The sequence below is a fragment of the Gordonia sp. 852002-50816_SCH5313054-c genome (assembly GCF_001665925.1).
Lineage (GTDB): Bacteria > Actinomycetota > Actinomycetes > Mycobacteriales > Mycobacteriaceae > Gordonia > Gordonia jacobaea.
Genome location: NZ_LZTE01000056.1, coordinates 1 through 13,282 on the forward strand (window position 1 = coordinate 1; position 13,282 = coordinate 13,282).

General features: G+C 64.0%; 13 protein-coding genes. 7 read left to right on the plus strand and 6 right to left on the minus strand.

Annotation, left to right across the window (positions count from 1 at the left end):
• Both A5788_RS24065 and A5788_RS13355 read left to right on the plus strand, forming a co-directional pair.
• A partial coding sequence (locus tag A5788_RS24065; protein WP_197502772.1) for an HNH endonuclease signature motif containing protein occupies nucleotides 1-571 on the plus strand: 571 nt, incomplete at its 5' end.
• Nucleotides 572-634: 63 nt separating this feature from the next.
• Nucleotides 635-1,003, plus strand: coding sequence for a hypothetical protein (locus A5788_RS13355; protein ID WP_064865042.1), 369 nt, complete (start codon nucleotides 635-637; stop codon nucleotides 1,001-1,003).
• A gap of 39 nt (nucleotides 1,004-1,042) precedes the next feature.
• Here A5788_RS13355 and A5788_RS13360 read toward each other — a convergent pair whose 3' ends face one another.
• Entirely contained in the window at nucleotides 1,043-2,143 is a 1,101-nt protein-coding gene (locus tag A5788_RS13360; protein WP_064865038.1) for an NAD(P)/FAD-dependent oxidoreductase, read from the minus strand.
• Between the two features lie 104 nt (nucleotides 2,144-2,247).
• On the opposite strand from A5788_RS13360, the gene A5788_RS13365 reads away from it, so the two are divergent.
• Nucleotides 2,248-2,820 (plus strand): type 1 glutamine amidotransferase domain-containing protein, encoded by a 573-nt coding sequence (locus A5788_RS13365; protein WP_064865035.1) that lies wholly within the window; start codon nucleotides 2,248-2,250, stop codon nucleotides 2,818-2,820.
• 51 nt (nucleotides 2,821-2,871) lie between these two features.
• On the opposite strand, the gene A5788_RS13370 is transcribed toward A5788_RS13365, so the two are convergent.
• Nucleotides 2,872-4,776 (minus strand): oleate hydratase, encoded by a 1,905-nt coding sequence (locus tag A5788_RS13370; RefSeq protein ID WP_064865032.1) that lies wholly within the window; start codon nucleotides 4,774-4,776, stop codon nucleotides 2,872-2,874.
• Between the two features lie 246 nt (nucleotides 4,777-5,022).
• Here A5788_RS13370 and A5788_RS13375 point away from each other — a divergent pair, with 246 nt between their 5' ends.
• Nucleotides 5,023-7,026 carry an OPT family oligopeptide transporter gene (locus A5788_RS13375; RefSeq protein ID WP_064865028.1) on the plus strand — a complete coding sequence of 668 codons (2,004 nt, stop codon included), beginning with the start codon at nucleotides 5,023-5,025 and terminating at the stop codon, nucleotides 7,024-7,026.
• A gap of 26 nt (nucleotides 7,027-7,052) precedes the next feature.
• Here A5788_RS13375 and A5788_RS13380 read toward each other — a convergent pair whose 3' ends face one another.
• The gene (locus A5788_RS13380) at nucleotides 7,053-7,655 is read right to left on the minus strand and encodes a TetR/AcrR family transcriptional regulator (RefSeq protein WP_064865025.1); all 603 of its coding nucleotides are present in this window, start codon (nucleotides 7,653-7,655) and stop codon (nucleotides 7,053-7,055) included.
• A gap of 41 nt (nucleotides 7,656-7,696) precedes the next feature.
• Here A5788_RS13380 and A5788_RS13385 point away from each other — a divergent pair, with 41 nt between their 5' ends.
• The 3 genes from A5788_RS13385 (at nucleotide 7,697) to trxA (ending at nucleotide 10,410) form a co-directional block, all read left to right on the plus strand.
• Nucleotides 7,697-8,839: a phosphotransferase family protein gene (locus tag A5788_RS13385; RefSeq protein ID WP_064865022.1), complete on the plus strand. Its 1,143-nt coding sequence runs from the start codon at nucleotides 7,697-7,699 to the stop codon at nucleotides 8,837-8,839.
• Nucleotides 8,839-9,954, plus strand: a complete 1,116-nt coding sequence (locus A5788_RS13390) for a hypothetical protein (RefSeq protein WP_064865018.1) — start codon at nucleotides 8,839-8,841, stop codon at nucleotides 9,952-9,954. Before A5788_RS13385 ends, A5788_RS13390 begins: the two co-directional genes overlap by 1 nt.
• 66 nt (nucleotides 9,955-10,020) lie before the next feature.
• Nucleotides 10,021-10,410 carry a thioredoxin gene (gene trxA, locus A5788_RS13395; RefSeq protein WP_049699348.1) on the plus strand — a complete coding sequence of 130 codons (390 nt, stop codon included), beginning with the start codon at nucleotides 10,021-10,023 and terminating at the stop codon, nucleotides 10,408-10,410.
• Between the two features lie 21 nt (nucleotides 10,411-10,431).
• Here the strand turns inward: trxA and A5788_RS13400 are convergent, their stop codons facing one another.
• The 3 genes from A5788_RS13400 to A5788_RS13410 are packed head-to-tail and all read right to left on the minus strand — an operon-like array spanning nucleotide 10,432 to nucleotide 13,020.
• Nucleotides 10,432-10,866 (minus strand): hypothetical protein, encoded by a 435-nt coding sequence (locus A5788_RS13400; RefSeq protein WP_064865014.1) that lies wholly within the window; start codon nucleotides 10,864-10,866, stop codon nucleotides 10,432-10,434.
• Between the two features lie 3 nt (nucleotides 10,867-10,869).
• Nucleotides 10,870-11,799: a cytochrome c oxidase assembly protein gene (locus A5788_RS13405; RefSeq protein ID WP_064865011.1), complete on the minus strand. Its 930-nt coding sequence runs from the start codon at nucleotides 11,797-11,799 to the stop codon at nucleotides 10,870-10,872.
• 3 nt (nucleotides 11,800-11,802) lie between these two features.
• A complete protein-coding gene (locus A5788_RS13410; RefSeq protein ID WP_064865007.1) occupies nucleotides 11,803-13,020 on the minus strand; it encodes an NAD(P)/FAD-dependent oxidoreductase in 1,218 nt (405 codons plus the stop codon).
• Nucleotides 13,021-13,282: the final 262 nt, after the last annotated feature.

Genomic DNA, 13,282 nt, shown 5'->3' on the forward strand with positions numbered 1-13,282 from the left:
TGGGGTCGGAGTCATCGACGCCGACACCGTCCGCGAGTTGGCCGCAGATGCAGCATTCGACTACCTCGATGCCGGCGCCTGCACCTCTGATCCGCGCCACCCCGACCACGCCGCGGCCGCCCGTGCGGCACTGCGCTACGTGCCCAGCAAGAAACTTCTCGCCCTGGTCCGCTCGGGTGAGCTGTGCTGCACCTTTCCCGGGTGCACCAACCCGGTGTGGCACGCCGACGTCGACCACAGCACCCCGTTTGACCACCACAACCCGTCCAGCGGTGGGTTGACAGTTCGCGCCAACCTCAAACCACTGTGCCGGTTTCATCACCGCACCAAAACGTTCGGTCGATGGCGTGACTACCAACTCGACCTACAGACAGCAATTTTCGTGTCCCCCACCGGACACACCTTTGTCGGCAACGCCTTCGGCGGACTCGATCTGTTCCCCAAACTCATCCCCACCAAACCACCAGATCACCCCGCGCGCCGAACCATCGACACCATCCACGCCCAACGACGCGCGAAAGTCGCACGCGCCGAAGAGAAGTGGAACGAAGAGAACCCGCCTCCCTACTGATCACAATGCAGTTTTGTGAGCGGTCGCGGCGTGCTAACGTCACGCCCGCAATGGAGGTGCACGTTGAGTGAATACGCGCCGTCGAGTGAGTACCCGTCATCGGGTGAGCCCGACTGCTTTCATGTGTCGTCCGTCCTGAACAGAGACTCGATCGCGGCCCACGGCCTCGACGTCCGGCTGATGGGTGCTGCGCGAGGCATCGCCGGGAGTCGCCGACCCGAGCAAGACGGCTGCTTCATTGCGCGCGGAACGTGGCAGCGCGACTACTTCGTCAAGATGAACAACACCGGCGGACCAGTCGACGTGTGGCGAGTCTCGAACATCGATCCCGAAGCGTTCGTGACCTCACCCGAGGGATACAGCTACGTGCCCGGCGCCATTGCGGCATCACAACTTGCACTCACCGACACGGACATCCACCCGCGGGAGTGAGCCACTCGAATATCGCGACGTCACCACGACGTTTCGCGGTCAGCCCTGCGCCGCACCCAGCTTGTCGGCAGGGGTGAACGGAGTGGGGACCGAGCCCACGTCGACGGCCAGCGCAAGCGTCTCGCCGATCGTCGGTGCGTGCTTGAACAGGTTGTGCCCGGCGAGGGCGAAGACCGGTCCGTTCTGCCAAATCCCGACGCCGTCGTCACCCCACGGCAGCGTGGTGACCCAACAGTGCACGATGCCGGTCGGCGTCGAATCGAATCCTGGGAGTGCGCGCGACACATAGGCGCGGGCGTCGTGGGCATGTCGCGCGAGGGCGTCGCCGTCGACGATCGCTCCGTCGACGTCGGCATCGACCGAATCGGCGAGACCGAGGCCGTACGCCGACCGGTCCGGGTAGGCGGCGGCATAAACTCCGCTGAAACCGAAAGCGCCACTGCCATCCTGCAACGTCGGAAGCCGACCGTCGGCACCATCACGGATCGCGAATGACACCCGCACGTGCGCACCGAGTTGCACCGGGATCTCGATCCCGACGCCGCGCGCCAGCGCCGCGGTTCCGCGTCCCGCACACACGATGGCCGCGGCGTGTTCACCCACCAACGTGGGGCAGCGAACCTGCACGCCGTCGCCGACACTCCTGAGCGAGATAACCTGTTCGCGCACAACATGATCGCCCAAACTCTGACTGAGCAGTTCGATGACCGTGCGTGTGTGGATGGAGCCCGCGGAGGGATCGAACACCGCCGGGCCGTCGTAGTGAGCCAACTGCGGCAGTAGCGAATGCAACTCGTCCGACCCGATCTCACGCGCACCGATCTCCGAATACTGTTGCATTGCAGGCAATCTCCGCAGCGCGTTGTCACCGAGAGCTAGACCGCCGTCACCGGACACCAAGGGCGCGCCGAGTTCGTCTTCCCATCGGCGCCAGTGCGCTCGAGCGCGCACAGCGAGTTCGACGAGGCGCGGGTCGTCGTGCGCGTGCCGGAAGATTCGCGACTGCCCGGCCGACTGGCCGAATCCCGGCGTTCCGGTCTCGTACACCGTGACGGTCGATCCCTGTTGGGCGAGTTGATATGCGGTCGAGAGTCCGATGATCCCAGCGCCGATCACTGCAACGTCTGACGTCAGTGCCATGCCTTCACCGTACGTCTGCCCTGCGCATCCGCGTACGGACCGGCGTCGCGATGTCGACGCGTACGGTCGAAGTAGGGGATGACAAACGAGAGGAATCGTGTCACATGGCAGACGAACTCAATGGAATCACCGTCGCCTTTCTGGTCGCACCGGAGGGCATCGAGCAGGTCGAGCTGACCGAACCGTGGCGCGCCGTCGAAGAAACGGGCGGCACACCGAAACTCGTATCCACCAGCGACGGCGAGGTGCAGGCATTCAACCACCTCGACGCGGCCGACAAGTTCAGCGTCGACGCGACAACCGATTCGGTCACCGCCGCCGACTTCGACGCGCTGGTCCTACCCGGCGGCGTCGCGAATCCGGATTTCCTCCGCACCGACGCGTCGGCGGTGGCCTTCGCCAAGGGCTTCTTCGCCGCGGGCAAACCCGTCGCGGCAATCTGCCACGCACCGTGGACGCTCGTCGAAGCCGACGTCGTGCGGGGACGCACGCTCACCTCGTGGCCGAGCCTGCAGACCGACCTTCGCAATGCGGGCGCCACTTGGGTCGACGAGGAGTTGGTCGTCGACCGCGACGGCCCGAACACGCTGATCACCAGCCGCAAGCCCGACGACCTACCGGTATTCGACGCCGCGCTGGTCGCCGAATTCGGACGGAGTGCGGTCGCGCACTCCTGACCCGATCCGGCCCGGTAGGTCGCCGTCGCGATCTTGCTCTCGACGACGCGATCAGTCTAGTTCTTTGCTCCCCGGGTTCGTGCCGGTTGGCGCTTGCGCGGGCGCGTGATCACCGATCGAACCATTGAGGTCGATGGCGTCATTGCGGACAATTCGCTTCGAACCGACAGACGGGATCAGTTCGTACTCCGCGAGTAGTTGGCCGACCTCGTTACCTTCGAGCTTGCCGAGAATCGCCTCGCGAATCCTGCTTGGTCCGGGAAGGTCGACGATCTCACCGTCGCGCAACCGGCTGGTCGCCGCGACAATACTGCGCACATCGTAGGTCGAGTTGAACACCTCGGGCACAGCACGTTCGATGTCCAGGAGCGTGTAGACAGCTTCCATCGGAGTGCGCACCGAGTACTCGGTGGTGAAGATGCAGTCCCGACTCGACTCCGCGAACTGACCGATGAAGGCGAAGTTCACCGATCCCTCCGGCACCACATCGGGTCGGTCACCCGCTTGGCGCGGCATAAAGAAGGACGTCACGTACGGCATCATCACCGGGACTGCCTTGGCGCCCGAAGCTGCCATCTCGGGGATCTGTTCCTCGGGTACACCGAGGTGGTAGAGCCACTCCTGCGTGATCTCCTCACCCGTGCACTCCGACATGCCCTTCTTCACGTAGTTTCCGGGAGTGTCGACGAGCAGCGAGTACACCCAGACCACGATCTGGTCCTTTGGCTGCTGTTTGAAGTGCGGCTGACGGTTGACCGTCCAACTCATCTGCCAGTTGGAATCCTTGGCCGTGACGATGCCGCCGGTGACAACTCGTCCCGAGAACGGATCGCGCTTGGTGATCTTCTGGATGTACGTCGGGATGCGCTTGTCGAGCGTTGTGACCGTGCACGATTCCCACTTGGTCTTCTCGATGTTGCCGCCGAAGACGTCGGGGTGACCGAACGACGGGTCCTTGACCGCGATCCGCCGCCACAGGTCCCACGCGGGCGCCGGACCAGTGTTCAACTGGGCTGGGGTGTGGTGGTCGCCGTTGTCGGAATTCTCGGTCAGCGAACCGATGGTCATGAACACCAGGTCGTCGCTGCCGAGTTCGGTGACGCCGTCCGTGCCCGAACCGTCGTCAATGGTGCTGTGCGGTCCGGCCGTCCAGTGGATCTTGGTGGCCTGCTTGCGGTCCCCACTGATGGCGAAGTCGACATCGGTGACCTCGGTGTCGAAGTGGAATGTGACGCCCTGATCAAGCAGCCAGGTGTACAGCGGGAGGACCAGCGATTCGTACTGGTTGTACTTGGTGAATTTGAGCGCGCTGAAATCGGGCAAACCGCCGATGTGGTGAATGAACCGATGGATGTAGAGCTTCATCTCCAGCGCCGAATGCCACCGCTCGAACGCAAACATGGTTGTCCAATACAGCCAGAAGTTGCTCTCGAAGAATTCATCACTGAATACCTCGTCGATGCGCTTGTTCTCCATCTCTTCGCGCGTCGCGAGGAATACGCGGGCGATGTCCTTCTGCGCCTTGTCACTCAGGGTGAACTTCTTGTCTGTGTGGGCATCTTCGCCACGGTTGATCGTCGCACGCTGCAACGAATAGTTCGGGTCGTCCTTGTTGAGCCAGTAGAACTCGTCGAGGACGCTCGCGCCTTCGATCTCAATCGAGGGGATCGAATGGAAGAGATCCCACAGGCACTCGAAATGGTTCTCCATCTCACGTCCACCGCGGATCACGAAACCCTTCGCCGGCTCCTTGATGCCGTCGAGCGCACCACCGGGAAGTTTCAGGCGCTCGAAGACCGTGATCTTGTCACCACTCATCTGCCCGTCGCGGATGAGGAACGCAGCACCGGATAGAGACGCCAGCCCTGCGCCGACAAACCAAGCGGTCTTGTCGTCGACACCTCGGGGTTTCCGTGGCCGGGCGAATGCCTCGTAGTTGCCGCTGCTGTAGTACATGTGCACTGCCTCTCGGATCGATTGGTCCCCGACGGTTCGCTCCTCCCCTCATAAGCCATACCATCGCGGGATGATCACTGGGTGAAATCGCGATGTGATGTCACACGACCTGCCTGATCGAGCCCCAGACACAAAAGGCAGCAACAATGCAACAACCCACATCATCCTGCCTTCGGCCTTAGAGTTGACGAACCCAGTCTCGGCAGGCGACGGGCACCGAGTGCCCGGGATGTGAGGGGAACTCAGATGTCCGTGACAGCTCACGACCGTCCGACAAGTCTTCGCGAACTCACGCTGCGCGGGGTGGTCCTCGGCGGTGTCATCACACTGGTCTTCACAGCGGCGAACGTGTATCTCGGCCTGAAGGTAGGGCTCACATTCGCCACGGCAATTCCCGCAGCAGTCATCTCGATGGCTGTCCTGCGCAACTTTGCACATCATTCGATCGTCGAGAACAACATCGTCCAGACCATCGCGTCGGCCGCGGGGACGCTCTCGGCGATCATCTTCGTGATCCCCGGCCTCGTCATGGTCGGCTACTGGACAGGCTTCCCCTACTGGATCACCGTCGCGGTCTGCCTCGTCGGCGGCATTCTCGGCGTGATGTACTCGATCCCGCTGCGCCGCGCGCTCGTCACCGGATCGGATCTGCCCTACCCCGAAGGCGTTGCCGCAGCCGAGGTGCTCAAGGTCGGCGATACGGCTGAGGGAGGTCGACGCAACCGAATCGGACTGCGCGCCATCACGATCAGTGGCATCACGTCGGCGATCTTCGCTCTACTCGGCAACCTCAAACTGATCAGCACCGACGTCTCGACGGCATTCCGCGTGGGCTCGGGCGGCACGATGGTCGGTGCGGGACTTCAACTCTCACTCATCGGTATCGGACATCTCGTCGGACTCACCGTCGGCCTTGCCATGTTCCTCGGTGTCATCATCTCGTACGGCGTCATCCTCCCGATCAAATCCGCCGGGCAGTTCGCCGCCAACTCCGACGTCGCAGACGTCGTCAGCACAGTGTTCAAGGACGACGTTCGATTCGTCGGTGCGGGTGCCATCGCGATCGCAGCGATCTGGACCCTGCTCAAGCTCATCGCCCCCATCGTCAAGGGCATCGTCGACGCTCTGGCGTCGGCTCGTGCACGCCGCGAAGGCGTCACCGTCGACATCACCGAGCGCGACATCCCCTTCCCCATCGTCGGCGGAACCATCGTCTTCATGCTGCTCCCGATCGGACTCCTCCTCTGGGACTTCGTACACGGCACGGCACTCTCCGGAACTGCGGGCGGAATCATCGCCGCCACAGTTCTTTTCATCTTCATCATCGGCATGGTGATCGCCGCGGTATGCGGCTACATGGCGGGCCTCATCGGATCGTCGAACTCCCCGATCTCGGGTGTCGGCATCCTCGCCGTGATCATCGCCGCACTGCTCATCAAGTTCGTCTACGGCGCTGCCGATCCCGCGCAGTCGTCGACCCTCGTCGCGTTCACACTCTTCGCAACGGCAATCGTGTTCGGCGTCGCGACCATCTCCAACGACAATCTGCAAGACCTCAAGACCGGCCAGCTGGTTGGCGCGACACCGTGGAAACAGCAGGTGGCGTTGATCATCGGCGTGTGCTTCGGTTCGCTGGTCATCCCTCCGATCCTCGGAGTGATGAACACCGCCTTCGGATTCGACGGCGCACCGGGCGCCGGAGCCGACGCCCTGCCCGCGCCCCAGGCGAGTCTGATCTCCGAGCTTGCGAAGGGCGTCTTCGGCAACGATCTCAACTGGCCCATGCTTGGCCTGGGAGTCGCCATCGGAGCGGTCGTGATCGTCATCGACGAGGTCGGCCACCGCATCAACAAGAAGGTCGCTCTCCCGCCGCTCGCTGTTGGCATGGGGATGTACCTGCCGATGTCCGTGACACTGATGATCACGGTCGGCGCGATTCTCGGTCACTTTTACAACAAGTGGTGCGAGCGCGTCGGCGGCGACGTCGCGCAGAAGAAGCGGATCGGCGTGCTCGTCGCGACGGGACTCATTGTCGGCGAGGCATTGTGGAGCGTGGTCTATGCGGGCATCGTCGCGGCAACAGGCGACGACAACGTGCTTGCGATCGTCGGCGACGGCTGGGCCAACGGCTCGCAGATCGTCGGCGTGATCGCCTTCGTCATCGTCGTACTCGGCATGTACAAGGTGACCGAGATCCTCGCCAAGCGCAGCGAAGACGACGACCCCGCACCGGATCTCACGAAGAAGTGAGCATGCGTCGACGACCCGTCGGCCGATCAGTCCACGAGAACCCCGTATTCGAGGACGGCGAGAAGCCCTGCGCCCCAATCGTTGTCCAGCTCGACATCCGGTAACAGCAACGCACGCAACATCGCTGCGCCGCCCATCATCTCGACGACGCGGTCGGGATCTGTGCCTGCACGTACCTCGCCCGTGTCGACCGCGGCCACCAACCGATCCCGAAACGCTGCGAACACACTCGCGAACCCCTCGATCACACGACGATGGAGTTCGGGATCGGCCGCCATGTCGGTCACCAATCCGGGCAGCGCAGCACGTGTCACCGGCGAGTTGAACACCTCGCGCGCACGGTTGACCATCACCTCGAGATCGTCGGCGACGTGGCCTGTCGACGCCGACAAGACCGTCATGCCGGAGAAGGTCGCGTCGTGCACCAGATCCTGCTTGCCCGACCACCGTCGGTAGATCGCCGTCTTGGTGGTACCGGCCCGCTCGGCGACCGCCGACACGGTCAGTCGCGCATATCCCTGCTCCACCAACAGTTCTCGTGCCGCAGCAAGTACTGCCACGTCGATCGCGCCGTCGCGGGGACGACCTTTTCCGAAAACCTTGCCATCCGTCGTCGTATCTGGTGTCATAACGCTACTCAGCGTAGCGTAATCCGGCGAAAGGACTCGACATGAGCACCAGGCCCACTCTCGAGGAACTCGACCATCTGCAGCGATCGGAACGCGACACCGCGACGATCCCGACGTTGCTGGCGGAATGGCTCAGCGAGCTGCTACCGCCGAGCGCCAACCCGAGCGTGACCGTCGACGCAGGAATCGAAGCCAACGGCATGTCGTCGGAGACCGTGATGCTCACCGGCCACTGGACCGAGAATGGCGTTGCGCGAGAACAACAGTGGGTGATGCGGATGCAGCCACGCCCCGCCGACATCCCCGTGTTCGGGGAGTACCACCTCGACCACCAATTCGAGGCGATGCGCCTCGCCGCACAACTGACAGATCTGCCCATCCCCACAACACATTGGCTCGAACCGACCGGCGACGTACTCGGCTCACCCTTCTTCCTGATGGATCGCGTCGACGGCCTCGTGCCTCCCGATGTGATGCCCTACACCTTCGGCGACAACTGGTTTTTCGACGCTCCCGCCGACAAGCGCAGATCCCTGCAGGACGCGACGATCGGCGTGATCGCGGCACTGCATTCAATTCCCGACGCGCAGAGCACCTTTGAGTTCCTCGACCAGGGCGGCGACGCGTCGTCGACCCCCTTACGTCGACGCCTCGACGACCTGCAGCGCTTCTACGACTTCGCCGCAGAAGATCTCGGCCGTTCACCACTCCTCGACCGCGCAATGGCTTGGCTCGACACCCACTTCCCAAGCCAGATCGCCTCCGGTGAGACGGTCTTCAACTGGGGCGACGCGCGTATCGGCAACGTGATCTATCAGGACTTCACACCCGCTGCCGTCCTCGATTGGGAAATGGCGACCCTCGGCCCACGTGAACTCGACGTCGCGTGGTTGATCTTCGCCCACAACGTCTTTCAAGAACTTGTCGGTCTCGCGAGCATGCCGGGGCTACCCGACGTACTTCGCGAAGACGACGTCCGCGCCACCTACCGCGAGCTCACCGGCGTCGAGCTCGGCGACCTGCACTGGTTCTACCTGTACTCGGCGGTGATGTGGGGAGTGATCTTCATGCGCACCGCGTCACGACGCATCCACTTCGGCGAGATGGCGCCGCCAACCGACATCGACGCCGAGCTGTTCTACCACCGCCCACTACTCCAGCGACTACTCGACGAGGAGATCTGATGCTGGGACCACTCGACGAGTATCCGGTTCATCAACTGCCCCAACCGATTGCATGGCCGGGTAGCTCTGACCGCAACTTCTACGACCGGTGCTACTTCAACGCCCACGACCGCACCGGCGACATCTTCCTCGTGACCGGCCTCGGTTACTACCCCAACCTCGGGGTCAAGGATGCGTTCGTCGTGATCCGACGCGGCGACGAACAGACCGCGGTCCACCTGTCCGACGCAATCGATCAGAATCGCCTCGACCAGCACGTCGGCGGCTACCGCATAGAGGTGATCGACCCACTCCACACGATCCGCCTCACCCTCGAATCCACCGAAGGGATCTCCTTCGACCTGACGTGGAACGGACTCTTCGACGTCGTGCAGGAGCTGCCGCATGTGATGCGCAGCGGCAACCGGATCACGTTGGACGCGCAGCGTTTCGCCCAACTCGGGTCGTGGTCGGGGTGGATCCGCGTCGACGAGACCGAGATCGCCGTCGAACCGTCGACGTGGATCGGTAGCCGCGACCGCTCCTGGGGCATCCGACCCGTCGGAGAGGCCGAACCCGCCGGACGTCCCGCCGACCCGCCGTTCGACGGTATGTGGTGGACCTACGTCCCCATCGCCTTCGACGACTTCGAACTCGTCCTGATCGTCCAGGAGTCGCCAGACGGCATCCGCACACTCAACGACTGTTCACGGGTCTGGAAGGACGGCCGCGTCGAACAACTCGGCTGGCCGCGATTCGACATCCACTACCGTTCCGGGACCCGCGAGGTCACGGGCGCAACCATCGCGGCAACCGCCGCAGACGGTTCGCCGGTCACTTTCGAGGTCGACTCACTTCTCGCCGCACCGCTGCACGTCGGCGGTGGCTACGGCGGCGACCCGGACTGGCAGCACGGCATGTGGCGCGGTGAGGGTTTCACCGAACGCGTCTCGTACGACATGACCGACCCCGCGGTCGCCGGGCGAATCGCGTTCGGCGCCACCGATCACGTCGCGCGTGCGCGGTGCCGCGAAGCCGACGGCACGACGAGTGAGGGCTGGGGCATGTTCGAGCACTTCTGCCTCGGCAGACACGACCCGACGGGGTTCACCGATTGGCTCGACGTCGCCCTGTAGCGATCCCGCCGAGTCGATGGCGCGTGAGCACATGACGGGCGTGTTCAGCGTGCGTACCGTGGACTCATGAGCACACAAGAGATCACGCTTGGCAATTTCGAGGACACCATTTCGGCCGGCGGTACCGTGCTGGTCGATTTCTGGGCGGAGTGGTGCGGCCCGTGCCGACAGTTCGCCCCGACCTTCGAGAAGGCGTCGGAGACTCACCCCGACATCGTGTTCGGCAAGGTCGACACCGAGGCCGAACAGCAGCTCGCAGCGGGCTTCGGCATCCAGTCGATCCCGACGCTGATGGCTTTCCGCGACGGTGTGCTGGTCTTCAATCAGCCGGGTGCACTCCCGCCGGCTCAGCTCGAGCAGCTCATCACCGCGGTGAACGATCTCGACATGGATCAGGTGCGCGCCGAGATCGCCGCCGCCGACGCCGCACAGGGCGGCAACCAGCAGGAGTCCTGAACTCCTAGAGCCGCCCGGCGACTAGAACCTCCCGGCGACGAATCCGGCGAACAGCACGAGAAAGCCGCCGATCTCGCCGACCATCAGCGCGATCATCGACACCCGCAGCACCGGGTCTTCGCGGGCGAACTGATTGGTGGTGTCGCGCAGCATGCCGTGCATGATGTAGCTGCCGATAGCGCCGAGGAAGAACACCACCATCACCATCGCCGCGGCGAGGTTCAACCACGTCGGCCACGCGCTGAGATAGACGAAGACTGCGACGAGAGCGGTCGCGAACGCGTAGAGCAGCGCCGACCGGTGAGCGATGTCGACGTACGGGTGCGCCAGGTGGTCGGGCGAGTTGCGCATCTGCTCGTACTTCCAGACCCCGAGAATCAGGGCAAGAAGAAACACCAGGCCCGACGCCCCGAGGGTGATCGCGGTCGCGTAATCGAGGTCGACGGTTGTGCGCATCGCCTAACGATATCTGTCCCGCAAATTGGGATCCGACTCCCACCACAATCCGCTCGTGGCGTCATCGGCGTCGGGGACGGCCGCCTCGTCACTCGACTCCAGCGCGGCGTCGACCTGCTTTTCGGTCTCGCGTTCGTCGGTACGGAAGCGCCGGAACAGCACCATGAGAAAAGGCAGTCCGACGACGTCGCCGAGAATCCAGAGGATGCCCGCACCGATCGTCTGATCCATGCGCAGACTCGGACCCCAGGTTCTGTGCAGTGCCGTGTAGTAGTCGACCGCCACCAGCGACCCCTGCCACAGCACGATCCCGAGCAGACCGTCGGCGATGCTCTCGACCGTGGTGATGCCCAGCGACAACGCCTGCGGGTACCTGCGCGGAACCGGATCGACCTGCAGGCGTGCATAGAAGTATCCGACGCCGATCGCTACGAGGAGGAGACGCGTCGCGACGTCGACCGACTCGTCGCGCAGCACCAGCTCGTACCACCCGGTGAAGTAGATCAGCCAGGGCACGCTGAGCATCAGCGCCGACGTCGGGATCGGCCCGAGCAGCACGCGTGCGGCTCGGCTGTTCATCGCGGCGTCGAGTCGTGCACGGCCGCGCGAGCCGAGTGCTTCGCGCAGCACCGTGACGGGTCGGCCCAGGGCCAGGCCGAATGGCGCAACCAGCAGTAGCAGCACGAACTGCAGCGCACGGACCCAGAACAGGGTGTCGGCGTAGACGCCGACCACGCTGATCCCCGCGAGCAGCCAGACTCCGACGCCGAGCACGGTGAACACACACGCGGACCCGCGCGAGACCGTCGAGCTTCGCCGCCAGCCCGCCCAGTACGCAGCCAGGACCGCTGCCACGATCACCGTGGTGACCGTGTCGAGCCGCCAGGAGATGAGCGCGACGTCGAAGGTCAGCAGAGTTGTCGGCGCGTGCACGACTTACAAGTCTGCAAGTGCCACAGACGAATCGGCAAGAGCGTCCGGGTCGACGGGATCGCCGCCGAGGATCAGTTGCTTGATGCCGTCGAGCTGATCCCAGATGTTGACCTGCATGCCCGCGAGCACTGTGTTGTCGCCGTCGAGCCAGAAGACGACGAACTCACGACCCGGTACGTCACCCCGGAAGACGACCTTCTCGTAGCCGTCGGACAGCCCGGTGTACTCCATGCCGAGGTCGTACTGGTCGGTGAAAAAGTACGGGAGGTTCTCGTACTCGGCGCGGCCGCCGAGCATGTTGGTGACTGCGACTGCCGGTTGGTTCATCGCGTTCGCCCAGTGTTCGACGCGCACCCGACGTTCGAGGATCGGATGCTCGGCATTCGCGATGTCGCCGACGACGTAGATGTCGGGGTCGCTGCTACGCAAGCCCGCGTTGACCAGCACGCCGCCGCCGTCGATGTCGAGTCCCGCAGACTCCGCGACGTCGAGGTTGGGGACAGCACCCGCGGCGATCAACACCGCGTCGGCAGCGATGGTGTCGCCGTCGGCGAGGCGCAGTCCCGTCGCCGCGCCGTTCTCGGTGGTGATCTCGGCGACCTTGACCTCGGTCCGAAGGTCGACGCCGTGCTCGCGGTGCAGGTCGGCGAAGACCTGGGCCACCTCCGGCCCCAGCGCGCGCAGCAGCGGCAGCTTCGAGGCTTCTGCGATCGCCACCTCGACCCCGCGCTCACGCGCGGAAGCAGCGACCTCCATGCCGATCCAGCCCGCCCCGACAATCGCCAGGCGCGAGCCCTCGGTGAGCGTCTCGCGGATCGCGCGGGCATCGTCGACGGTCCGCAGGTAGTGGACGCCCGAGGCGTCGGCACCCGGCAGGTCGATAACCCGCGACGACGAGCCCGTGGCCAGCAGCAACTTGTCGTAGGACACCGTCGAACCGTCGGGGAGCGACACTGTCTTGGCAGCGGCGTCGACCTTCTCGATACGGGTTCCCGGACGGAACTCGACGCGCTGGTCGAGGTACCAATCGGTGTCGTGGACCGTGAACTCGGGCAGGTCCTGCTTGCCCTGCATGAATTCCTTCGACAACGGCGGACGTTCGTACGGCAGCTCGTTCTCGACGCCGAAGATCACGACATCACCGTCGAAATCTTGTTCACGTAGCGCCTCGGCGGCCTTTGCCCCCGCCAGCCCTCCTCCGACTATCGCTATCGTTGTCACAGCGCATACCTCCAGCTTTCGTAAGAAAATTGCTTGTGGTGCAGCTACCCAGACTCGACTCCAACGCTACGCGTCGACCCGACACACGCTGGGGAAACGACAAGTGATGATCACGGAACAATCACGACAGATTTGTCGGATTGGCGGGGTATGCCTGGTGGTCGGGCCTGAATATCAGCCAAACTGGCTCTTCGAAGTTGAGCGGGCAATGCCTGGTCAGGGCCGCGGCGTGTCGTTGAGGTGAGACGCCCCTGGTCTCCGG